Genomic DNA, 21,462 nt, shown 5'->3' with positions numbered 1-21,462 from the left:
TGACCGCCACTTGTCCGCCGACGCCACAGACACCTAAGCGGCGCGCACGCACATCGGCAGATCCGCACCGCGAGCCGCGAGCGGTCACGTAACCCTGCGTAGCGCGCGGATCGCGGCTACCGGATGTCTGATCGAGGTGTATCGGTGTTCAGGTGGTACTGGCCTGCGAGCAGTAGGTCACGTGTGGGGATTGCTGGTGATGCCGTCCAGGATGGTGATCAGGTTGTGGTGGAAGGTTTCCTCGGCGTCGAGGTGGGCGCCGTCGATGACGAGCCGGGCGACGGTGGGGTAGCGGCCTGTCTCGAGCATGCGTGTCAGGTAGGGCCCGAGGGCGGCCTGCCAAGCGAACACGTCGGTGCCGGTTAAACGGGCGGTGCGGCGCTCGGTGATCTCCCTGCGGAGCGCTCCGACGATGAACGCGTTGAGGGCGCCCACGGCCCGCTGAAGATCGTCGATACCGTGCACGCCAGGGGCCTGGCTGAGCGCCGCCGCGGTCGATTCGCCCACGGCGAGCGCGTGAGGTCCTATGTGTGGCCTTCCGCCGAGCAGGTCGACGAACCACTCATGATCAAGAGCGGCATCGCGGGTCCGGTGAACGATGGCCAGTACCGTGGCGCGCCACTCGGAGTGCTGGCCGGCCTCGGCGATCTGGGCATACACGGCGTCGACCATCAGATCAAGCAGTTCGGATCTGTTGATCACGTAGTCGTAGAGCCGCATCGGACCGACACCGAGCTCTTTGGCGATCTTGCGTACCGATAGCCCGTCGAGGCCGTGTGCGTCGGCGATCCGGATCGCCGTGGCGGCGATCTTCGCGCGGCTCAGCGGCACCGGCGCCGCCCGCGGCTGAGGCTCGGGCCGTTCCCAGACGGGCAGCGGTGCGCTACCGTACGGCGTATCCATAAGGTACAGCGTACGGTAACGGAGATGATGATGCGAATTGCGATCGCCGGTGGTGGCCTCGGCGGCCTGACGCTGGCCCGAATCCTGCACCGGCACGGCATCGGCGCGGTGGTGTACGAACGCGAGGCGAGCCGATCCGCGCGATCACAGGGCGGAATGCTCGACCTGCACCCGGAGTCCGGACAACAGGCCCTGGCCGATGCGGGCCTCGCCGGCCGATTCCGGTCCGAGGCACGGCCGGAGGGCGAGGAACATCGCATCCTCGACCCGGCCGGACGCACCCTCGTGCACCACAAGCCACAACCCGGCTCATTCTCCGGACGCCCCGAGATCGACCGCAGCGCATTGCGTGATCTTCTGCTCGATTCGCTCCCCGGCGACGCGGTGGCCTGGCAGCACCGGCTCGTCGCGGCGACGCCACGACCCGACGGAGGCTTCGGGCTGACGTTCGATGGCGGCCACAGCGCCGACTGCGACGTCCTCATCGGCGCGGACGGCGCACGCTCGGTCATCCGATCGCTGCTGACCGACGCGACACTGTCCTCCGTGGCCACCTTGGCCGAGCTCAGCATCAGCGACGCCGACCGGCGCCACCCGGATCTCGCCGAGCTGGTCGGCCCCGGAAACCTCTGGTGCATCGGCGTGAACCAGATCCTGGCAGCGCAACGCCTCGGCGACGGCAGCATCCGAGTCGGGATCTCCCTACCCGCGGACGATCGCCACCTAGACACCTACCGCAGCAAGCGCGCTCTGCTGGACATATTCGATGGCTGGGACCCCAGCCTCACCGCACTCATCGAGGCCGGCGACAGCCCGCCGACCCCACGCAGGATCGAGGCGATGCCCACCGGTACACGCTGGACCCACCAGCCGGGCATCACCCTCATCGGTGACGCCGCGCACCTCATGCCGCCGGTCGGCGAGGGCGCCAACCAAGCCATGCTCGACGCCGCCGAACTCGCCGCCGAACTCGCCGCCAACCCCGCCGACCCGGACTCGGCGATCCGGACGTACGAGGAGGCGATGTTCATCAGAATCCACCCGATCGCCGAAATGTCCGCACGAGTCCAGGCAATGATGCTGTCCCCCACCGCAGCCGACGACATCATCCGCTTCTTCACGCCGCAGCCCACCGAGCCGGCACCCGCAGATTGACAACGCGCGACGCAGCCGGCCTCGCCCTAGTAGACGCTCCTGCCCTGGAAGATCGGATGTCCGCTCATCGGCAGATCCGCGCACTGCCTCGCGGCAGCATCAGCAGTCTTGGCCCTCACGCACCGTAACTTGACTTTCGGCGAGGCCGGCCCGTGGTGGGGCCAGTTATGGCCGTCCCGGTGGAGCCCCTCTCGCCCGTCATGGCCACATGGCGGACGCAGGTACAGGCGCCGACGTCGACCAGGTGGATGCCGCGGGACGGGACAGGTCGTGGCGACGGTCGCGTCGGCTGGCTCGACGCACAGGACGACCGCCGCGACGTCGTGGACGGCGAGGAGCTGCTCGAGGCCGCGCGTCGGCCAGATCGAGGCGCCCCGTTCGCACGGTGGCAGGGAGGCTGGCGGCCTCGGGATTGCGTCCGGCCGCGATGACCTGGCCGGGATACCAGCTATCCAGCGTCGTGGAAACCCGGGCGCCGACCGCGCCGTAGCCACCGACCACGAGAATCCCCGGCCACTGCCGACCGCATTCAATTAGCTAGAGCATGACATTGGCTATTCGCATCGTTCAAGGAGTGCGTCGATCAGCATCTCGGCGGCCCAGTCGGCCCAGGCTCGGCCGGTCCACCGCCGGTGGTGGGTGAGTAGGTGGTAGCTCTCCGGCGCCAGGACGGCGAGGGCCATGTCGGCGGCGCGGAGCGCGTTGAGGCCGGGGCGCAGCGCGCTCTTGGCGGCCAGCGCGCCGGTGAACACGGCCAGGACCGTGTGCCGTTGCGCGATGTTGGTGTGCCACAGTTCGGCGATCTCCGGGTCGGTGGCGGCGGCTGAGCGGACGACCTCCAGGAGCGGGGCGACCCGGGAGTGGATGTCGGCGGCGCTTGCGGCGAGCCGGCGCAGCAGCTCAAGGGGCGGTGCGGCGAGTGCCTCGGCGACCCACGGGCGGTCCAGGGTGGCGACCGGAGCGTCGTCGCCGGCGACCTCGGCGTCGAGCAGTTCCTTGAGGATCGCGCGTTTGGTCTCGAACGTGAAGTACAGCGTCTGCACCGCCACGCCCGCCTGGGTCGCGATGGCCTGCATGCTCGTCGCGGTGTAACCGCGTTCGACGAACAGTTCGCGCGCGGCGGCGAGCATGCGCGCGCGGGTCTGGGCCGCCTTGGCCGCGCGGACCCCCGGCTTGGGTCGTGTCACCAGTGACCTCCCTCACCTTGACTAGAGCATCACTCTAGCGCAACGCTCACTAAAGTGTCGCTCTAGTGAAAGGCGTGGCGGATGGACAACCGAACCACCACCGGTCGCATGGCCGCGCTGGTGCTGATCACGGCGGTGGAGCTGGTGATCTTCCTGGACACCACGGTCGTGAATATCGCGTTGCCGAGCATCGGCGCCGGCCTACGCCTGGACGAGGCCGAGCTCGCTTGGGTCACGAACGCGTACCTGCTCGCGTTCGGCGGGTGCATGCTGGTCGGCGGTCGCGCGGCGACCTGCTCGGCGCACGGCGGGTCTTCGCATTCGGGCTGGCGCTGTTCACGGCCGCGTCGACGCTGGCCGGGTTCGCGGACACCGCGTGGCTCCTCGTGTCCGCCCGCGCGGCGCAGGGCATCGGCGCTGCCGTCACCGTGCCCGCGCAGTTGGCGTTGCTGACCCGGACGTTCACCGAACCGGCCGCCCGCCGCCGGGCGTTCACGGTCTGGGGCGCGATGGGCGCGGCCGGCGCCACGATCGGCACGGCGACCGGCGGTGTGCTCACCGACGCACTGAACTGGCGGTCGATCTTCCTCATCAACTTGCCGGTCGGGATGGTGGCGCTGTCACTGACCAGGAAGTTCCTGCCCACCGACCCACCACGCCGATCGGGTACCACCGGGCGGCTCGACCTGCCGGGCGCCGTCCTCGGCACCATCGGTCTGCTGCTGCTCGGGTACGCGATCGGCGCGTTCGCCGACCAGGCGACGCGAACGTCGGCCACGGTCCTGCTGGCCGGCGCGCTGGCGCTGCTCGCCGGCTTCGCCGCCGTCGAGGCGCGCGCCGCAGAGCCGCTCATGCCGCTGCGGCTGTTCCGGATCCGCCAGGTCACCGGCTCCACGATCGTCAACGCGCTGGTCGGTGCGGCCCACGTTCCGGCGTTTGCGCTCCTCGCCCTCTACCTGCAGAACACCCAGCAATACAGTCCCACGCGGTCGGCCTGGCGGTCCTGCCGGTCGCGGCAGCCGGGCTGGTCGCATCCCGCACCGCCATCCCCACCCTCAACCGACGTTTCGGCGCCCATGTCCTGCTCACCGCCGGGCTCGCGTTGCAAGCCGCCGCGTTGGCCTGGTACGTGACGCTGCCTCCCACCGCGGACTACCTCACCGACATCCTGCCCGCCGCGCTGATCCTCGGTGTCGGCCTGCCCGCTTCCTTCGTTGGCGTCACCGCACCCGCTGTCACCGCCGTGGACCAGGACGACGCCGGGGTCACCGCCGGCATCGTCAACACCGCCCAACGCATCGGGTCCGGTCTTGGCGTGACTGCCGTCCTCGTGCTGGCCTCCACCGTCACCGGCACGGCCGGCTACCTGTCCGGGATACGAACCGGTTTCGCCGCGGCCACCGCGTTCGCACTCCTCGGCTGCCTCCTCACCCTTGCCCTGCTGCGCCCGAGCCCTCTGGGGGCACCGGTCACGCAGCGGGCGGAAAGGTCACCGCGATGAACACCCGCAACCGCTTGGCAACCACCGCGACAGCCACCGCCGGAGCTGTGCTGTTCCTGCTCGGCACGATCCTGCACCCGGCCCGTGACGGCCACGGCGTGGCCACCGTCGGCGACCGCTACGGCATCACCCACGCGATCCAGGCCATCGGCCTGGCCCTGCAGGTGGTCGCATTGGCGGACCTGGCCGCCGGTCGCCGTCGGTTGGCGTGCCACGCCGCGCTGGCCGGCACCCTCGCCTGGCTGATGCTGATCGTCTACGACGGCTCCCACAACCCGGCCACCGCCCGGTACGCGCCCGAACTCGTCCACTCCTCAGCCGACCTCGACACGGGCGGGGCGCTGTTCGTGCTGCCCGGGCTGGTGCTGTTCCCTGTCGGGTACGCCATCCTCGCCGCCGCCCTTGTTCGCGGCGGAGCCCGAGCATGCGGACTGGCACTCGGCATCGGCGCACTCACCTACTGGCTCGGCGGCCTGCTGATCTTCGCCGCCGGCCCGCACCCACCGTTCATCCAGATCTTCGAAGTGGTCGGCGCGGCCTGTACGCTTTCGGCTTCGTCCTGCTCGCTCGCACCAAGCTCACCGCACCGGGCTCCGGGCGGGCGGCGTGACGCCCGCCGCCGTCGTCATCGGCGCCGGCCCGGCCGGGCTGGCGGCCGGAGCCGCCCTGCTGCGGCGCCACATCAACCCGGTCATCCTCGAACAGGGCGCCGCGGTGGGCACCTCCTGGCGGCACCGCCACCAGGAACTGCATCTGAACACCATCCGCTGGCTGTCTCACCTGCCGGGGCTGCGCATCCCCAGACGCGCCGGCCGGTGGGTCAGCCGCGACGACTACATCGACTACCTCGAGCGCTTCACCCGACACGAGCGGCTCCAGGTGCACTACGGTGTCCGTGCCCACCGGATCGACCCTGTCGCCGGCGGTTGGCAGGTCACCACGGACCACGGCCGCTACCGCAGCCAGCACGTCGTTGTCGCCACCGGCCACGACCGCGTCCCCAACATGCCCGACTGGTCCGGACGCGCGACCTTTCAACGGCCGATCCGGCACGTCGCCGACCTGCGCCGCGTCGCCGACCTCGCCGGTGCCCGCGTCCTGCTCGTCGGCGCCGGCAACTCCGGCGTCGAGATCGCCGGCCACCTCGTCGACGCCGGTGTCAAGCACCTGTGGATGTCGGTACGCACGCCACCGACCATCCTGCCCCGACAGCTCTACGGCGTTCCCCTGCACCCACTCACCCTCGCGCTGCGGCCAGTGCCCGAACGCATCCGCGACCGCCTCGCCCGTGCCGTGGCGCACCACGCGTTCGGCGACCTCAGCGCCTACGGACTACCCACCCCCAGGCGAGGCCCGTTCGAGCGCATGCGCACCACCGGCGTCACCGTCGCGATCGACCAGGGCTTCATCGCGCATCTCACCGCCGGCCGAGTGCACGTCGTCGCCGAGGTTGACCATCTCGACGGCCCCGACGTCGTGCTCGACGACGGCACCCGGCTCCAACCCGACCTCGTGCTCGCCGCCACCGGCTACGTCCCCGGCCTCACCGGTCTCGTCGGGCACCTTGGCGTCCTCGACCACAACGGACGGCCCAAGCCCGGCGCCGGCACATACCCGCTCGCAGCGGGACTGTGGTTCATCGGCTACCAAACTGCGATCGAAGGCAACCTCCGCCAGCATCCCATCGAAGCACGGCGGATCGCCCGGGCGATCGGCCTCCGCGCACGGAAACCGATCAACAGTTGATCCGTCATCCGCCAAACACCACCTCGATGAAGAGGAGCTCGTCCGTGGAGAGGTATCCATGACGACACCACCGCCAGCCGGCAGAACCCCACCTCCTCGCACCGGCACCGAAGACCAACGACCGGGCGAGCCGGTTCCCGGCGCGGAGCCGGGCCTTCAGGTCGATGCGGCCTCGCCCACGACCCCACCGCCGATCAGCGTGACCCGATCGGAACGGTCCACAACGAACGACAGGATCCGGCAGACACCGACCATTGGGGCGGCGTGGAGAGCACCATCTTGATCGAGCCGCGATTCGGCGACCACTGTCTCACCGGACTCGCCGAGTTCTCCCACGTCGAGGTGGTCTTCACCTTCGACCGCCTCCCCGAACGCGACAACTACCATCAGCCACTACGACCACAGGGCCGAGCCGACCTCCCCGAGGTCGGCGTATTCGCCGACCGAGGACCACGCCGACCCAACCGCATCGGCTGCACCATCTGCGAGATCGTCTCCGCCCACGGGAGGAAACTTCGGGTACGCGGCCTGGACGCGATCACCGGCACCCCCGTCCTCGACATCAAACCCGTCATGCACCAGTTCCTGCCGAACCACATCCGACAGCCGGAGTGGGTCAACCGGCTGATGACCGAATATTTCGACTAGCCGACGGACCCACTCGACCGCCCACTCCGCCAGGAGACGTGTGGGAGTGTCAAGACTGCGGAGCGCACGCCGAGGACCCGCGTCCCTGACAGGATGTCAGGAGCTCCTCCCAGCGCTGCGGTAGCGCTCGACCTCCGACCACACAGAGGACATACCGGCGAGACAGCGGTCGAACACCTGGGCGTGTTCCCGGTAGGCGGCGCGGTCCGGCCCCGGGTGCACGCAAAGGTCGTCCTCGTCGTTGACGGTCCACGGCGGCACGTCGTGGCCGAGGGCGCCGGGCAGCAGGGAGGCGACGCCCCGGGCACCGAGTTCGCTGGTGAGCTGCCGCCGGACCGGGCGGCCGAGCACGTCGGCGAAGATCTGCGCCCACACCGTCGACCGCGCGCCGCCACCGGCCAGCCGCCAGGGCCGGTCACCGACGTCCGCGCCGCTGGCCAGCACCCGGTCGAGCTGCACCCGGTGGTACTGCGCGACGCCTTCGATGACCGCCCGGGTGAGGTGGCCCCGGCGGTGGTTGCTGGAGATGCCGAGGAAGGTGCCGGACGCCGACGGATGCTCGGGCGAGCCGTTGACGAAGGGCAGGAACAGCAGGCCGTCGGCGCCCGGCGGCACCGCGGCGGCCTCCTGCAGCAGTTCCGCCGCGGCGACGCCGCCGGTCTGCTGGTGGGGCACCCCGGCGCAGGCGAGCCAGTCGAGGTTGGCCGCTGACGTGGGGGCCACCTCCATGGCCAGCATCGTGGCCGGATCGGGCATGAACGCGCTGAGCGTGACCTCCGGGGCGGGGGTGCGCGCGGGCACCACCACCCCGTTGATCGCCCAGGTGCCGACGATGATCGTCCCGTCTCCGAGTTCCCGTCCCCCGGCGCCGAGTGTGGCGGCCACGCAGTCCATGCACCCGGCGATGACCGGCAGGCCCTCGGGCAGCCCCGTGCGGGCCGAGGTCGCCGCGCTCAGACCGGCGACCACCTCGTCGGACCTGCGCAGCGGTGGGAACCGGTCCAGGTCGGCGGCGGGCAGGCCGACCAACTGGAGCGCCGTGGGCGTGTACGCGCGGGTGTCGAGCCCGACCATGCCGAACGCGCTGGCATCGCTGTAGTCCGCGCTGGCCACGCCAGTGAGCTGTGCGGTGACCCAGTCTTTGCAGGACAGTACCCACCGGGTGGCGGCGTAGGTTGCCGGTTCGGCGTCCCGCAGCCAGCGCAGCAGGACGGCGGGCTGGGCGGCCCACGGGATCGAGCCGGTCTCCCGGGCCAGCCGGCGGGCTCCCTCCGGCGGGATCGCCTGGACGATGTGCTGCGCCCGGCTGTCCGACGAGGCGATGGCCGGCCCGATCGGGCGCAGGGCCGCGTCGACCGGGTAGATGCCGTTGCCGTGTGCGGCCACGCCGATGCCCGCCGGGGCGTACCCCTCGGCGGCCAGCTTGCCGCCGACCTGCGCCAGCAGCGACAGCACCGTGTCGGCGAGGGCGGTCATGTCGACGTCGTGGCGGTGGGCGGTGACGCTGGTCCGCGGAGTGCGGGCGTGCACCACGGCCAGTTCGTTGCCGACGACGTCGAAGGCGGCCACCTTGGTGGCGGTCAGGCCGACGTCGACCCCGAGGTAGCAGGTGTGCGGAATCGTCACGACGTCCTCCTGTCGCTCGTTCCGGTCGCCGGGGCGAGGTTCAGCCCGCGCGGGCGGAAGCGCCGCAGCTCCGCCCGGTAGGCGGCCACCTCGGCGTCGGCCCGTTCGGTGTCCCAGCCGAGATGCCGTACGGCGACGTCCGCGCAGGTCACGGCCGTCGACACCGCCATGTCCGGGCCGAGGCCGACCAGCGTACGGCGCAGCAGCACGTCGGCCAAGGTCACGGCCCGCTCCTCGCGGAAGGCCATGACCACCTCGGCGGCGACCGCCCCGGTCCGCTCGTCGACGACTTCGGCCAGCGCCGCTTCGGCTACGGCGAGTTCGAGCACCCGGCGGGCGCGGACGCCGTAGATGTCCAGCAGCCGGGCGGACTGCGCCGGGGTGAACGGAGTGGCCGAGCGCGCGAAGTCCGCGCGGAAGGCGTACCAGTCCGGGGTGTCGGCGCCGGGCAGCGGCCGGGTACGGGTGGTGCACCGTTGCCGCGGCCGGCCGAGCACCTTCAGTGCCTCGTCGGTGGCGTCCTCGGCGAGGGCGCGGTGGGTGGTCAGCTTGCCGCCGATGATCGTGAGCAGCCCCGCGTACGCGGGCGCGTGATTGAGCACCGTGTGCCCACGACTGATCTTGGCGTTGTCCGACACGCCGGCCGTGTAGGGCAGCGGGCGGACTCCGGCGACGCTGTAGAGCACGTCGTCCGGGGTGAGGCCGGCCTGGGGGAACAACCGGTTGGCCTCGGTGAGCAGGTAGTCGATCTCGGCGTCGCTGGCGACGACCTCGTCCAGGTCCCCTTCGTAGGTAAGGTCGGTGCTGCCGAGGACGTAGCGGCCCTCCCACGGGAAGATGAAGATCGGTCGCCGGTCGGCGGCGGCCTCGAAGAAGATGCAGGTGTCCGGGGCACCCGGGAACGGGTCGACGATGACGTGGCTGCCCTTGGTGCCGCCGTTGAGGCGCCGGCTTTCGACCTGGTTGTCGAGGATCCGGTCGATCCACGGCCCGGCCGCGTTGATCGTGACGCGGGCCCGGATCTCCCCCTCGCGCCCCGACTGGTTGTCCCGGGTCCTGACCCCGTGCACCCGCCCGTCGGTTACGAGAAGACCGGTCACCGTGGTGTAGGTCAGCACCCGCGCGCCCAGCTGCTCGGCGTCGATCAGCAGCTCGACGCAGAGGCGCTCGGCCCACGGCACCTGGGCGTCGTTGAAGAGCACCCCGCCACGCAGCCCCTTGCGAGAGAGGTGGGGCCAGCGTCGGCCGATCGCCTGGGCGGACAGGCCCCGGCTGCGTCCGCGCCCGCGGCCCGCGGCCAGGACGTCGAACGCGGCAAGGCCGAGGCGGATCAGGGGTCCCGGCCGGCTGTCGCCGGCGTAGAACGGGATCAGCATGGGGTAGTCGTGCACCAGGTGCGGTGCGGTGCGGAACAGCAGGTGCCGTTCCCGGATCGACTCGTGCACCAGGGCGAAGTCGTAGCGCTCGAGGTATTTCAGGCCGCCGTGGATGAGTCGGCTGGAGGTGGCGGTGGTGCCGGCGCCGACGTCACCGCGGTCGACCACGACGACGCTGAGGCCCCGGCTGGCGGCGTCTCGGGCGATGGCGAGGCCGTTGATGCCGGCGCCGATGATCACGAGGTCGACGATGTCATCGGCGCCGGACTGTGGGTGTGACATGAGGAGCTCCCAAAGATGAGGGGTGCGGGCCGGTGGGAGACCCGCACCCCTGGCGATGATCAGGACGCGGAAGAGGCCGACCGCTCCCGGAAGAGCTCGTAGGCGTCCTCGGGCTTGGCGTCGTCGTGCACCACGGCGCGGACCGCGGCCAGCATCGCGGCCGGGTACTCGCTCTGGAAGATGTTGCGGCCCATGTCGACGCCCGCCGCGCCCTCCTGCATCGCCCGGTACGCCATGGTCAGCGCGTCGAGCTCGGGCAGCTTCTTGCCGCCGGCGACGATGATCGGCACCGGGCAGCTGGCGGTCACGGTCTCGAAGCCCTCGTTGACGTAGTACGTCTTGACGATGTGGGCGCCCATCTCCGCGCTGATCCGGGTGGCGAGCCGGAAGTAGCGCGCGTCGCGGACCATGTCCTTGCCGACGGCGGTCACGCCGAGCACGGCGATGCCGTGCCGCTGCCCGGCGTCCACCAGGGTCGCCAGGTTCGCCACCGACCGGGACTCGTGCTCGCCGCCGATGAACACCTGGATCGCCAGCGCCGCGGCGTTGAGCCGGACCGCGTCCTCGATGTCCAGGGCGATGTGCTCGTCCGAGAGGTCCCGCAGCACGCTGGGCCCGCCGCTGGCCCGCAGCACGATACCGGCGCTGCTGTGCGACGGGATGCTGGTGCGCAGGGCGCCGCGGGTCATCATGATCGCGTCGGCGTCCGGCACGAGCGGGGCGATGTTGGTGTCGATCCGCTCCAGGCCGGCCATCGGCCCAAGGAAGTAGCCATGGTCGAAGGCCAGCATCACCGTACGGCCGTTGTCGGGTCGGAAGATCCGGGCCAGCCGGTTCTGCAGGCCCCAGTCCTGGGCGTGGGCTCCCTTGACGTGGAAGCCCGTGGCCGTCGGGGCGGTCCCGTCGAAGTTGCGGGCGTCGAGCAGACCGTCGGTGTCAGCCATTGGTGTTCTCTCCTGTGCTAGTTGCAGCGGTGGTCGCGGCTGCGGGTCGCAGCCGTCGACGGGTTCGGGTGGTCGCGCCGGCGTTGCGGAGTGCTCCGCCACCGGCGAGGAAGAGGACGAACAGCACCAGGCCGCCCTTGAGCAGGTTCTGCGCGGCCGTGCTCCAGCCCACGAGGTTGACGAGACCGTCGAGCAGGATGAAGAAGAGCGCGCTGCCCCAGATGCCGACCGGCACGGCCCGGCCGCCCGAGATGAGCGTGCCGCCGATGACGACGACGGCGACCGAGTCAAGCAGGTAGCGGGTGCCCAGGTCGGGCGACGGCGCGATGTAGGCGGCGAGCAGCGCGCCCGCCAGTCCGGCGAGGGCGCCGCTGGCCAGGTAGGTGGTGGCGATGATCCGGGTGACGGGGATGCCGGCGCGTTCCGCAGCCGGCCGGCTCTGCCCGACCGCGAGCAGCGAGCGACCGTAGGTCGTGCGGCGGAGCAGGGCCACGACCAGCGCGGTCAGCGCGGCCACCGCGACGGCGAGCACGGGTACGCCGGCCGGGCGCAGGTTGAGCAGCTGGCGCAGCCCGTCGTCGGGCACTGCGGTGAAGCCGTCGGCCAGCGACAGCGTCAGCGACGAGGCGATCAGCCCGGCGGCCAGGGTGGCGATGATCGGCGGGACGGACAGCCCGAGGATCGCCACCACGCTGATCACCGCGACGGCCAGCCCGGTCCCGATGCCGGCCAGGATGCCGACCGGCACCGAACCGGTCGACGTGGTCACCTGGACCGCGACGAAGCCGGCGAGGGAGATGATCGGCGCCACCGACACGTCGATGTTGCCCGGGCCCGCGGTGATCACCAGCATCTGGCCCAGGCCGACGATGATCAGGTACGGGGCCAGGGACAGCGCGAGCGAGACGGTCTGCCCGCTGCCCTGACTGGAGATGGCAAGGATGGTGACCCAGACCAGCGCGGCGGCGACGAAGCCCCAGATCCAGGGGCGGGCGAGCGTACGGAGGGTCATCGGAGCACCTTTCCGACCACGGCGCGGCCGGCGAGCACGGCCAGCACGATCACGCCCTGTACGGCCGACTGCATGTTCGACGGCACGTCGAGCAGGCTGAGGACGACACTGACAAGGCCGAGGGTGATGCCGCCGATGGCGACGCCCCACGGCACGGCGGTGCCGCCGGCGAAGGATCCGCCGCCGAGGATCACCGCGGCGACCGTGATCAGGGTGTAGCTGGTGGCGGACGAGACGTCGCCGCCGCCGGTCTGCGACGCGAGGGCGAGCCCGGAGAGCACGCCGAGCGCCCCGGCCACGACGTACGCGATGATCCGCGCCGTCAGCGGTGGCAGGCCGGCCCGTTGCAGCGCGACCGGGTTGCTACCCAGCGCGCGGACCCGCACCCCGACGGAGCTGCGGGCGGACAGCAGCCAGACCACCGCGGCGACGACGAGGATCGGCAGCAGCGGGGCGGGGAAGCCGACCGGCTGCCAGGAGCCGAAGGCCGCCAACCACCCCGGGGTGCTGCCGCCCGGCGTGGGCAGGACGAACATCCCCAGTCCCAGCCAGACGAACGAGGCGCCGAGGGTGGCGATCAGCGACGGCACCCGGCGCAGGTGGATCAGCGCGCCGAGCACCGCGTAGGCCGCCACGAGACCGAGCAGCATCAGCGCGCCGGTGCCGGGAGAGGAGACCAGCTTCGTGGCGGTGATGACGGTGACCAGGCCGACGAAGTTGCCGATGCCGAGGTCAATGTCGCCCACGGACATGAGCACCATCTGGGCCTGGGCCGCGATGACCAGGGGCACGGTGGCCGAGAGGACCAGTGTGAGACCGGGGACGGTCAGCACGTCGGACTGCAGCGACGCGCAGACCGCGATCATGGCCACCATGGCGACCGCGCTGACCATGGCGGGTCCGGTGCGGCGCAGCAGGGCCCGCGACGGCATCGCCGTCGCGACGAGATTCGTCATTGCTGTGCTCCCATGGGCTCGGATTCGGCGAAGGAGACGGCGATGATCCGTTCCTCGGAGATTTCCGCGCCGGTCAGCTCGGCGACGACCCGGCCGGCGCGCAGCACGTAGACCCGGTCGCAGTGCACCATTTCGGTGTTCTCGCTCGAGTACCAGACCACGCTGCGGCCGCCCGCCGCCTCCTGCCGAATGAGCGTGTAGAGGTCGGTCTTCGTGTGCACGTCGACCCCGCGGAACGGGTCGTCGAGCAGGACCAGGTCCGCCGTGGAGGCGAACGCCCGGGCCACGATGACCTTCTGCTGATTGCCGCCGCTGAGCTCGGTCATGCTCGCGTCGGCGCCACCGCGGATGGCCAACCGGTCCACCCAGTCGCGGACCGCGGCGTCCTCCGCGCCGGTGCGGCGTACGCCGTACCGGGCCAGGCCGCGCATGGCGGTGACGATGAGGTTCTCCGCCACGGACCACAGCGGCAGGACGCCGGAGCGCTGCCGATCACCGGGCACGTAGGCGCGGGTGCCCTCGACTGTGGTGTCCCGCCGGACGGGGCGCCACAGCCGTTCGAGCACCTGCTGCTGGCCCTGACCGGCGAGGCCGGCCAGCCCGACGACCTCGCCCCGACCGACCGTGATCGACACGTCGTGCAGGCCGTGGCCGGTGGCGCCGCGTAGTTCGGCGACGGCCGGCCGGTCGCCGGCCACGCGGGCGGGGGGCGGGCGCGGCGGCGGGCTCGGCCACCTCCGCGCCCATCAGGGTGAGCACGTCCTGTTCGCTGAGGCCGGCCGCGGGCCGCTCCGCGACGACCGCGCCGTCGCGCATCACCGCGACCCGGTCGGCCACGGAGAGCACCTCACGGATCCGGTGCGAGATGAGCAGGACGGCCGTGCCCTGGGCGGTGAGCCGCCGGACGTACCCGTAGAGCGACCGCGCGGCGTCCGGGCCGAGCGACTCGGTCGGCTCGTCCAGGATCAGCAGCTCAAGCCGATCGACGAGGCTCGCCCGGGCGATCTCCACCATCTGCCGCTGGGCCAGCGACAGGTCCTCGACCCGATCCCGCGGCGACACCCCGTGGCCCAGGAACATCTCGTCCAGCCGGCGGGCGACCGCCGCGCTGGCCGCCCGCCGCCAGCGCAGGCGGGGCAGGCAGTGCCGGGAGGAGACCCAGATGTTCTCCGCGACGGTGAGGTCGGGGCAGAGCGACGTTTCCTGGTAGGCCATCCGGACTGCACGGAACGGCTCGGAGCCCGGCGCGACGTCGCGCGGCGCCTCCCGCCCACCCACGGTGACCGTGCCCTCGTCGCACGCTTCGAGGCCGGCGAGGACGCGCATCAGCGTGCTCTTGCCTGCGCCGTTGTGACCGACGAGGCCGAGCACCTCACCGGCGCGGACGTCGAGGTCCACCCCGGTGAGGGCTCGGGTGCGCCCGTACGTCCTGGTCACCCGCCGCGCGGTGACGACCGGTGGCACCGCGGACGGCTTCCGGTCGCCCTGCGGCGGGGCCGCGTGCGACCCCACCGGCAGGTTGTCGACGTGCATCATGCGCTCCTCTGTTGCTGTTTGGTCAGCCGGCGGCCGTCGGGATCGGCGGCTGCACCGGGGCGCCGCCGCTCTTCACGGCCTCGACCTGCTTGCGGAAGAGCTCCTGGGTCCACGGCCAGGCGGCGTACTCGTCGGGCTTCAGGACGCCGGCCCACGCGGCGACGTCCTTCTGCTCCACCAGCACGATCGGGAAGGTGATCTCCTTCGGGATGTCCTTGCCGTCGAGCAGGTCGATTGCCTCCCACAGGGCGGCGACCGACTGGCCCGGGTCGGACATGACCGCGACCGAGCCGTTGTCGAGCTTGCTGTCCTGCCAGTACTTCAGCGCGCGGCCGTTGGTCTCGAAGGTGACCGCCGGGACCGGCTTGCCCGCGCTGGTGAAGGCCTGGGCGACGCCGTAACCGTCCCCACAGCCGATGACCCCGTCGACCTTCGGCACGCTCGACAGCACACCGAGCACGGCCTTCTGCGCCTTGGCGCCGTCGCACATGCCGTTGACGGTCGCGGCGACCTTGATGTCCGGGTTCTTGGCCAGGATGTCCTGCGTGGTCTGGTACATCTCCGCCTCGGGCTGGGAGCCGACCACGCCCCGGCTGACGATCACCGTGCCCTTGCCGCCGATGCCCTTCACCAGCGGCTCGGCCGCGGCCGTCGCCCAGTCCTTGAAGCTGTTGAGCAGCACGTGGGCGCAGGGGGCGTCGATCGCCGAGTCGAAGACCACGACCTTGATGCCGGCGTCGCAGGCCTGCTGGATGACCGGCTTGAGCGCGGTCGGCGAGGCCGGGTCGATCAGCAGGGCGTCCGGCTTCTGCAGCAGCAGGCTCTTGATCTGGGCGACCTGCTCGGTGGCCGAGTTCTCGCCGGGGGCGTTGACGACCTTGAACTTGCCGATCAGCCCGTCGCTCTGTGCCTTGGTGGCGGCGGCCTCGAACTTGGCGATCATGGTCTGCCGCCAGCCGTTGCCGATGAAGCCGTTGCTCAGCGCGATGAACGGCTTGTCGCCGTCCTTGGCGTTGCCGCCGCTCGCGCCGGAGCCGCAGGCGGTCGCGGTGACCGCGACGGTCGCGACGAGCGCGGCCATGACGGCGGTGCGCCGCCGTCGGGACGAGGGATGGGTACGCATGGTGGGGGCCTCCAGAGAGAGCGAAAACCCGCCGGGGCGGGAGTGGACGTGCTCCGTCAGCTGACCGCAGCTGAGGGGCTGCGATGAGGTCCAGTCATTACAGACCTGTAGTGACAGGTTCGCTAGAGGTCGATGACAAACGTGTTTCAAGTCACAGTGATTCGGGTTACGTTCCCGTACCAATTCAATGCTTACTCCGGCAATCGACCCCCGCCTCCTGTCATGACAGGACCGCGCGGTCATGGCATGCTGTATCCGATCGATGGGGAAGGAAGTCCATGACGATGACGTACCGGCGGCTCATCCGCGATGGGAGCGAGCCGCTGTGGATGCAGCTGATGCGAGAGCTGCGCGGCCAGATCGAGGCCGGTGAGATAGCCCCGGACCGGCCGTTGCCGTCGGAGGCGGAGTTGACCGACCTCTATGGCGTCTCCCGCACCGTCGTTCGCGAGGCGCTGCGTGAGCTCGTCCAGCAACGAATGATCTACAAGGTCAAGGGGCGGGGCGCCTTCGTCGCTCCCCGCAAGACCGAGCTGCGCTTCGTCGGCTCCGTGTCCGGCTCCGCCGATGACCTGCGAGAGTCGGGACGCCGGGTCACCACCCACACGATCAGCCAGAGCTTCAGTCCGGCGGACCAGCGCGAGGCGGACCTGCTACAGATTCCGGTCGGCGAGTCGGTCGTGCGGATGCGCCGGCTACGGCGTGTCGACGGCCAGCCCTGGCTGCTCGTCGACACCGCGCTGCCGGCCCGGCTGGTGCCCGGCCTGGACCGCGCCGTCCTGGAGAACCAGTCCCTCTACGACGTGCTGCGCCGCCGGTACGGGCTCGAACCCGTCGGGGCCGACCGCTGGGTCGAAGCCGTCTTCCCCGAACCCGAGGACGCTGCCCTGCTCGAGGTCACCACCTCGACGCCCCTGCTCGGCATCGAGTCCGTGGCCTGGCTACCGGACGGCACCCGGTTCGAGGCCTACTACGCATTGCACCGCAGCGACCAGACCCGCTTCTTCGTCGGTATCCGCTGAACCTCAGCAGCACCAAGCGGTGTGCCTCCTCCTACGCCCCGGATGGGCAGCACCCGAGCCTGGACTTGGTTCCACAACGACCTACGGAGAGGGGGCATCGCCGCGGCCATCTCGAGCGAGGCCGAGCAGGGAGCCCGACGGCGGGCCAAGGGATTCAAGGGGGCTTGCCGGAAACGGGAGGTGGCGTCACCTGCGCTCCCGTCACACCGAGCTTTCCGGCATCCTCGCCGGGCGACTGCGCGGACAGGCGACATCCCCGTCGATCTCGTCGAGGCGATCGAGCGACTGTCGGCTGAGGCGAAACAACCCGGACTGCGTCCCTTCTTCGCCCTGTACTTCGAGTTGGCAGCTCTCACCATCCGTGATCCCGACCGCTACCAGAGCGTCTTCGTCGACATCGAGCAGGACTGGCTCGGCCTGATCGCTCCCCGTTTCACCGCGGCGAAAGAGCATCAGGAAGGCATCCAGCCGGCTGCCGGCGTCATCGTGAGCGATGCCGATCACGCATTACCGTATGACCGACCCTCACATACGACGACTGCTGAGGCAGCGAGGACCTCGGTCGCGGCGGACGGGGAAACGCCGACCCGCAGCACCTGGCTGATCGCCGTTGTCGTTCGCCTCATGCCGCAGCAGGAGCGCGAGAGCGGGATCATGACCTGTCGCGGCCCAATGCCTGTTCGTGTCTGGCGTTCGCCTGGTTCAGCGGGACGGGCCGCAGACACGGCGGCTCATCATTTAGGGTTATCGCCCAAGGCGATGGCCGGCGGGAGGCGTCAGCAGCTCTGACGGCCGGGAAGCAGACCCTTGTCGTACGCCCCCGCTGCCTTGAGGCCGCGGAGGCCAGTAGCGGCGGACGGTGCGTTCGGACCGACCAATCCGCGCGGCGACTTGCGAGGGATGCAGCTCCGGGTCACGGCTGTGCCAGTACGCCACCGCCGCGGCGGTGTTCGTCGGCACCGCATCCTCGTTGGACGCGTGCTGCTCGCCGCTGGATCTCACGAGCGGTTCGCGGGGTGGCGCCTGTGCGGCGCGGCGCCGCTCGCCGACTTCGGCGCTGGTGTTTTCGTCGTTACCGGCCGGTGCTGCCCCCTTGTCGTCAACCGCCTGTAGGTCGTGGCGGTACGGCTCCTGAGGGGGCTGTGTCGTGGCCGACGGCAGGTGGGGGATGCGCGGCTTGAGGGCGGCAGCGGCGACGGGCGCAACGGGTTGTGTTCTCTCGGCCGGCTCCGGACAAGCGGGGGCCGAGCGGCGGGGAGCGACCCTGCTCGTAGCCTCAGATCCAGCTCCGGCTGTCAACGGGACGTGCAGCGTCGCGTCGCCGAGTCGCGACTGTTCGGCTGCCGCCGGCCCGGGGGCAGCCGCAGAACGCGGTGGAGTGGCGGCGCGAAGGCGGCCGGTGATCTCGACGAGGCTGACGCTGGCGACCACGACGAGCCCGTCGACGGACAGCGGCAGCAGGTAGGCGGCGGCGGCTTCGGTTTCGCCGTAGCGAGCGGCGACGCCGGCCATGTGCGAGTAGCTCACCCAGGCCGCGATGGCGGCGATCGGTGCGGCGGCGACCAGCCGCAGCACGCCAGCACCCGTTGGTGCGTGGGTACGCGGGAGATCAGCTCGACGGTGAGCATCAGCGCCAGCGGCGGCCAGGCCGCAATGACCTGGCTGATTGGGTTTGGTCGGGCGTGCAGCACGTTCGCGGCGATCGATGCGGCGACGCCGAGAGCGAGCACCGCGCGCACCGCCCACCGCAACCGCCGCAGGTGACGCCGGTCCCCCTCGGTCACCTCGACGGTGGTGGCAGGTGCAGTTGCGCTGTTCATGCCGAGGTCTCGTTGTCGGCGCGGGGCGTGGGCGGCGGGCCTGGCCGCGGGGTGCGTTGGATCTGGGCGACGAGTCGGTCGGCCAGGGCGAGGGTGTCGTCGTCGGGTTCGGCGTCGATGTCGGCGAGGGCGTGGGTCAGCTGGCGGCGCAGGGCGCGGATGGCGTCGAGGTGCCCCAGCGCGGCGTGGGCGCGCATCGCCGATTGGTAGAGGGCCTCGTGGCGTGGGTGGTGGGCGATGGCCGCGTCGAGCACCGCGATCTGTTGGGCGGGTTCGCCGGCGAGGGCGTCGGCGAGGGCGAGGTGGGCATCGAGGGCATCCTGGCGGATCGCTTCGCGGTAGGACTCGACCCACTCGTAGTCGCAGCCCTGGGCGAGGGGTCCGGTGTAGGCGTCGACGGCGCGGCGCAGCGCGGCGGTGCGGGTCTGCGCGTCGGTGGCCTGGCCGGCCTCGCGGATCGCCGCCCGCATCCGCCACAGGTCCACATCCAGCGCGTCGCGGTGCAGCAGGTAGCGGTGGTCGGGGTGGGTGACGTAGCTGCCGGGGCCGCCGGTGTCGCGTAGGACGGCGCGCAGGCCGGAGACGTAGGTGTAGAGCCGGCTGGCGGCCTTGCTGGTCGGGGCGTCGGGTAGCAGGTCGTCGAGGATCGCCTCCGTCGAGGCTGCTCCGTCGTGCACGGCGAGGTAGACGAGCAGTTCCAGGGACTTGGCGCGTGGGGTGCGCTGCGGGTCGCCGTCAACGACGCGGGGTGTGCCCAACACTTGCACCCGCACCGGGCGCGCACGGGTTCGGGTTCGTGCGGGTCGTGTGCTGGCTGCTGCGCCGCCTCGGCTTCATCGCTGGTGGTGTCTGATGCCGCTGGCGCGAGGTGCTGCGCGATCTGCGGGCTGGACGCGAGATGGGTGGGTGTGCTGTGGACGTGGTGTGCTGCTGCTGCCGTGCCGTCGAACGCGTCGCCGGCGCTACTGTCGGCCTCAGCCGTCACGGCCGGCGCTCCCCGCTCGGTGGTGGCAGGCGGGGTGCAGCCGGATGTCTCAGCTTGTGGCCGGGGCGTGGGTTGGGTGGGTCCGAGGGCCTGTGGCTGGCCGGTGTGGGACTCGGCGAGTGTGGTGAGCAGGTCGCTGGTCTCGGTAGGGCTCAGGACGGTGAGGCGGCCGACGTCTGTGAGGTGGTTGCCCTGGTGGGCGCCTTCGCCGCCGTCGGAGGTGGTGGCACCGTCGGCCGCGACGGTGACGGTGCTGCCGTCGGGCCAGTCGCCGAGCAGCACGCCATGGATGTCCAGCCGTTGGCCTTGAGCGAGCAGGGCAGCTATGCGGGCGCGGTCGTGGCGGTTGGTGGCCTCGGCGATCAGCATGACCGGCGGGAGGGGCTGTTCGTAGGGGTCGGCGCGGCGCAGGTCGGCGACGGTGTCGACCTCGTGCTGACAGGTCAGACGGGCGCGATGCATCGTCTGCGCTTCGCAGATGTTCAGGGCCTCGTCGACGTCGGTGGTGACGGTGAGCCGGGGTGTGCGGGGCAGGGTGAGGGCTCCGGTGCCGAGCAGTCTCGCCACGGTCATCTTTGGGATGACCACTTCGGTACGCGCCTCGGGGATGGTCGGCGCCGCCGGTCGCGAGGGCGGCGGTGAGCAGTCCGCAGGCGGCGGCGTCCGCGCCGGGCCCCGTCAGCCCGAGCCCGGCCGGGGGCCACAGCGCCGACAGCGGGTGGTCCAACGCCGGCACCACCGGCAGTGGGCCCCCGCTCTCGCCATTGACGTCCGCATGAGGGTGGTGGCCGCTGGTGGGGCCCTGGGCGTCGCCCTTGATGTTCAGACTGCCGCTGCTGGCGTCCGCGACTTCGTCGTCGATGTCGTGGTCGGCACGCGGATCGGTCGACGCGCGCGGGTCAGGTTGGCCGAGGCAGGCGCGGCGCAGGCCACGACGGATCTGCGCGACCACGCGGGGCATGGGCGCCAGGTCCGGGTCGTCCAAGCGGCGCGCCGCCGAGGGTGTGCGGGGGGACGTAGCGGTGCCGCCGGTGTGCCCACACCAGGGTGACCGCTGCGGCGATCGCGAGGGCGAGGCCGAGGTCGACCCAACTGCCGCTGGGCAGGCTGATCCCGGGTCGCGCGGTGTCCGAGCGGCCGTCGGGCGCACCGCCCGTAGGTTCGTCGACGCAGGCCGGCGTGGGAATGCTCGATGGCTTCGTGGCCGCCGCGGTGGGCGCGCCGGCGGTGGCAGCCGGTGTGGCGGAGGATTCGATCGTGGGTGTGGGCGGCGGGGCTGCGGTCTCGGGCTGCGGTGATGGGGTGCGCTGTGGTAGTCCGGTGGCGTCGCTGGGCAGGGTGAGCGTCCAACCTGGGCGAATAAGGTTCGGGTCGCGCAGCGTGCCGCCGGGGTGGGGGAAGTGGGTGCCGCGGTTGAGGTGGTACAGGTCGGGCCAGCGGTGCTCGTCGCCAAGGTGCCGCGCGGCGATCGAGGAGAGGGTGTCACCGCGCCGCACGGTGTAGGTCAGACGTGTCGGCCGGGCGTCGCGCGACGCGCCGACGGCTGCTGCCGGGCGTGATCGGCGTTTTCGGTGCTTGCGCCGCGCCCGGCCGGTTGCCCGTCGGTGTCGGCGGTGTCCGTGGCGGCAGCGGCGGCGGGG

23 protein-coding genes are annotated in these 21,462 nt (G+C 71.3%); 7 read left to right on the top strand and 16 right to left on the bottom strand.

All coding sequences use genetic code 11. The annotated features are described in order from the left end of the window. Positions 1–177: 177 nt before the first annotated feature. A complete protein-coding gene (locus JNW89_RS03425; protein WP_238447660.1) occupies positions 178–993 on the bottom strand; it encodes a TetR/AcrR family transcriptional regulator in 816 nt (271 codons plus the stop codon). Here JNW89_RS03425 and JNW89_RS03420 point away from each other — a divergent pair. Next, the gene (locus tag JNW89_RS03420; protein ID WP_306344798.1) at positions 928–2,058 is read left to right on the top strand and encodes an NAD(P)/FAD-dependent oxidoreductase; all 1,131 of its coding nucleotides are present in this window, start codon (positions 928–930) and stop codon (positions 2,056–2,058) included. The genes JNW89_RS03425 and JNW89_RS03420 overlap by 66 nt on opposite strands. 554 nt (positions 2,059–2,612) lie before the next feature. Here JNW89_RS03420 and JNW89_RS03415 read toward each other — a convergent pair. Both JNW89_RS03415 and JNW89_RS36450 read right to left on the bottom strand, forming a co-directional pair. After that, on the bottom strand, positions 2,613–3,188 hold the full coding sequence (locus tag JNW89_RS03415) for a TetR/AcrR family transcriptional regulator (RefSeq protein ID WP_255540353.1): 576 nt from the start codon (positions 3,186–3,188) through the stop codon (positions 2,613–2,615). A gap of 119 nt (positions 3,189–3,307) precedes the next feature. Continuing rightward, positions 3,308–3,436: a hypothetical protein gene (locus JNW89_RS36450; protein ID WP_255540347.1), complete on the bottom strand. Its 129-nt coding sequence runs from the start codon at positions 3,434–3,436 to the stop codon at positions 3,308–3,310. 72 nt (positions 3,437–3,508) lie between these two features. Here JNW89_RS36450 and JNW89_RS03410 point away from each other — a divergent pair, with 72 nt between their 5' ends. From JNW89_RS03410 to JNW89_RS03395, 4 genes are all read left to right on the top strand, one after another. Continuing rightward, positions 3,509–4,378, top strand: a complete 870-nt coding sequence (locus JNW89_RS03410; protein ID WP_238447657.1) for an MFS transporter — start codon at positions 3,509–3,511, stop codon at positions 4,376–4,378. After that, positions 4,375–4,746 (top strand): hypothetical protein, encoded by a 372-nt coding sequence (locus JNW89_RS03405; protein WP_238447656.1) that lies wholly within the window; start codon positions 4,375–4,377, stop codon positions 4,744–4,746. The genes JNW89_RS03410 and JNW89_RS03405 overlap by 4 nt, the downstream gene beginning before the upstream one ends. Before the next feature lie 606 nt (positions 4,747–5,352). After that, positions 5,353–6,492, top strand: coding sequence for an NAD(P)/FAD-dependent oxidoreductase (locus JNW89_RS03400; RefSeq protein ID WP_238447655.1), 1,140 nt, complete (start codon positions 5,353–5,355; stop codon positions 6,490–6,492). A 207-nt stretch (positions 6,493–6,699) separates the two neighbouring features. After that, a complete protein-coding gene (locus tag JNW89_RS03395; RefSeq protein WP_375155038.1) occupies positions 6,700–7,140 on the top strand; it encodes an SAM-dependent methyltransferase in 441 nt (146 codons plus the stop codon). A 96-nt stretch (positions 7,141–7,236) separates the two neighbouring features. Here the strand turns inward: JNW89_RS03395 and JNW89_RS37955 are convergent, their stop codons facing one another. From JNW89_RS37955 to JNW89_RS03355, 8 genes are read right to left on the bottom strand one after another with little or no spacing between them, the layout of a single operon-like run. Next, positions 7,237–8,766, bottom strand: coding sequence for an FGGY-family carbohydrate kinase (locus JNW89_RS37955; protein WP_238447653.1), 1,530 nt, complete (start codon positions 8,764–8,766; stop codon positions 7,237–7,239). Beyond that, entirely contained in the window at positions 8,763–10,424 is a 1,662-nt protein-coding gene (locus JNW89_RS03385) for a glycerol-3-phosphate dehydrogenase/oxidase (RefSeq protein WP_238447652.1), read from the bottom strand. Before JNW89_RS03385 ends, JNW89_RS37955 begins: the two co-directional genes overlap by 4 nt. A 59-nt stretch (positions 10,425–10,483) precedes the next feature. After that, a complete protein-coding gene (gene lsrF, locus JNW89_RS03380) occupies positions 10,484–11,368 on the bottom strand; it encodes a 3-hydroxy-5-phosphonooxypentane-2,4-dione thiolase (protein ID WP_238447651.1) in 885 nt (294 codons plus the stop codon). Then, positions 11,361–12,380, bottom strand: coding sequence for an ABC transporter permease (locus JNW89_RS03375; RefSeq protein ID WP_238447650.1), 1,020 nt, complete (start codon positions 12,378–12,380; stop codon positions 11,361–11,363). The genes lsrF and JNW89_RS03375 overlap by 8 nt, the downstream gene beginning before the upstream one ends. Beyond that, on the bottom strand, positions 12,377–13,336 hold the full coding sequence (locus tag JNW89_RS03370; protein ID WP_238447649.1) for an ABC transporter permease: 960 nt from the start codon (positions 13,334–13,336) through the stop codon (positions 12,377–12,379). Before JNW89_RS03370 ends, JNW89_RS03375 begins: the two co-directional genes overlap by 4 nt. Then, positions 13,333–13,935 (bottom strand): ATP-binding cassette domain-containing protein, encoded by a 603-nt coding sequence (locus JNW89_RS03365; protein ID WP_238447667.1) that lies wholly within the window; start codon positions 13,933–13,935, stop codon positions 13,333–13,335. The genes JNW89_RS03370 and JNW89_RS03365 overlap by 4 nt, the downstream gene beginning before the upstream one ends. Next, positions 13,829–14,869, bottom strand: a complete 1,041-nt coding sequence (locus JNW89_RS03360) for an ATP-binding cassette domain-containing protein (RefSeq protein WP_238447648.1) — start codon at positions 14,867–14,869, stop codon at positions 13,829–13,831. The genes JNW89_RS03365 and JNW89_RS03360 overlap by 107 nt, the downstream gene beginning before the upstream one ends. A 25-nt stretch (positions 14,870–14,894) precedes the next feature. Continuing rightward, entirely contained in the window at positions 14,895–15,995 is a 1,101-nt protein-coding gene (locus JNW89_RS03355; protein WP_238447647.1) for an ABC transporter substrate-binding protein, read from the bottom strand. A gap of 278 nt (positions 15,996–16,273) precedes the next feature. Here JNW89_RS03355 and JNW89_RS03350 point away from each other — a divergent pair, with 278 nt between their 5' ends. Further along, positions 16,274–17,017: a GntR family transcriptional regulator gene (locus JNW89_RS03350; RefSeq protein WP_238447646.1), complete on the top strand. Its 744-nt coding sequence runs from the start codon at positions 16,274–16,276 to the stop codon at positions 17,015–17,017. 201 nt (positions 17,018–17,218) lie between these two features. Here JNW89_RS03350 and JNW89_RS03345 read toward each other — a convergent pair whose 3' ends face one another. The 4 genes from JNW89_RS03345 to JNW89_RS03335 all read right to left on the bottom strand — a co-directional run bounded on the left by JNW89_RS03345 (position 17,219) and on the right by JNW89_RS03335 (position 19,595). Beyond that, complete coding sequence (locus JNW89_RS03345) at positions 17,219–17,521, bottom strand: hypothetical protein (protein WP_238447645.1); 303 nt, start codon at positions 17,519–17,521, stop codon at positions 17,219–17,221. A 240-nt stretch (positions 17,522–17,761) separates the two neighbouring features. Continuing rightward, positions 17,762–18,592 carry a DUF2637 domain-containing protein gene (locus JNW89_RS38515; RefSeq protein ID WP_375155037.1) on the bottom strand — a complete coding sequence of 277 codons (831 nt, stop codon included), beginning with the start codon at positions 18,590–18,592 and terminating at the stop codon, positions 17,762–17,764. After that, positions 18,541–18,837 (bottom strand): hypothetical protein, encoded by a 297-nt coding sequence (locus JNW89_RS03340; protein WP_375155036.1) that lies wholly within the window; start codon positions 18,835–18,837, stop codon positions 18,541–18,543. Before JNW89_RS03340 ends, JNW89_RS38515 begins: the two co-directional genes overlap by 52 nt. Continuing rightward, positions 18,834–19,595: a BTAD domain-containing putative transcriptional regulator gene (locus tag JNW89_RS03335; protein ID WP_238447644.1), complete on the bottom strand. Its 762-nt coding sequence runs from the start codon at positions 19,593–19,595 to the stop codon at positions 18,834–18,836. The genes JNW89_RS03340 and JNW89_RS03335 overlap by 4 nt, the downstream gene beginning before the upstream one ends. A gap of 422 nt (positions 19,596–20,017) precedes the next feature. Here JNW89_RS03335 and JNW89_RS03330 point away from each other — a divergent pair, with 422 nt between their 5' ends. Then, complete coding sequence (locus tag JNW89_RS03330) at positions 20,018–20,464, top strand: hypothetical protein (RefSeq protein WP_238447643.1); 447 nt, start codon at positions 20,018–20,020, stop codon at positions 20,462–20,464. A 257-nt stretch (positions 20,465–20,721) separates the two neighbouring features. Here JNW89_RS03330 and JNW89_RS03325 read toward each other — a convergent pair whose 3' ends face one another. Next, positions 20,722–21,318 (bottom strand): LysM peptidoglycan-binding domain-containing protein, encoded by a 597-nt coding sequence (locus JNW89_RS03325; RefSeq protein ID WP_238447642.1) that lies wholly within the window; start codon positions 21,316–21,318, stop codon positions 20,722–20,724. Positions 21,319–21,462: the final 144 nt, after the last annotated feature.

Source organism: Micromonospora sp. 4G55, from assembly GCF_016803375.1.
This window is presented reverse-complemented; position numbering and strand designations above follow the sequence as displayed.

Excerpts from the sequence above, each read along its gene's own strand:
- JNW89_RS03350 (WP_238447646.1), top strand. The coding sequence starts at position 16,274 with ATGACGATGACGTACCGGCGGCTCATCCGCGATGGGAGCGAGCCGCTG.
- JNW89_RS36450 (WP_255540347.1), bottom strand. The coding sequence starts at position 3,436 with ATGCTCGGCAACGCGATATTCACGACCGTGGTGTCCAGGAAGATCACC.
- JNW89_RS03420 (WP_306344798.1), top strand. The coding sequence starts at position 928 with ATGATGATGCGAATTGCGATCGCCGGTGGTGGCCTCGGCGGCCTGACG.
- JNW89_RS03360 (WP_238447648.1), bottom strand. The coding sequence starts at position 14,869 with ATGCACGTCGACAACCTGCCGGTGGGGTCGCACGCGGCCCCGCCGCAG.
- JNW89_RS03370 (WP_238447649.1), bottom strand. The coding sequence starts at position 13,336 with ATGACGAATCTCGTCGCGACGGCGATGCCGTCGCGGGCCCTGCTGCGC.
- JNW89_RS03415 (WP_255540353.1), bottom strand. The coding sequence starts at position 3,188 with ATGCTCGCCGCCGCGCGCGAACTGTTCGTCGAACGCGGTTACACCGCG.
- lsrF (WP_238447651.1), bottom strand. The coding sequence starts at position 11,368 with ATGGCTGACACCGACGGTCTGCTCGACGCCCGCAACTTCGACGGGACC.
- JNW89_RS03355 (WP_238447647.1), bottom strand. The coding sequence starts at position 15,995 with ATGCGTACCCATCCCTCGTCCCGACGGCGGCGCACCGCCGTCATGGCC.
- JNW89_RS03340 (WP_375155036.1), bottom strand. The coding sequence starts at position 18,837 with ATGAACAGCGCAACTGCACCTGCCACCACCGTCGAGGTGACCGAGGGG.
- JNW89_RS03385 (WP_238447652.1), bottom strand. The coding sequence starts at position 10,424 with ATGTCACACCCACAGTCCGGCGCCGATGACATCGTCGACCTCGTGATC.
- JNW89_RS03375 (WP_238447650.1), bottom strand. The coding sequence starts at position 12,380 with ATGACCCTCCGTACGCTCGCCCGCCCCTGGATCTGGGGCTTCGTCGCC.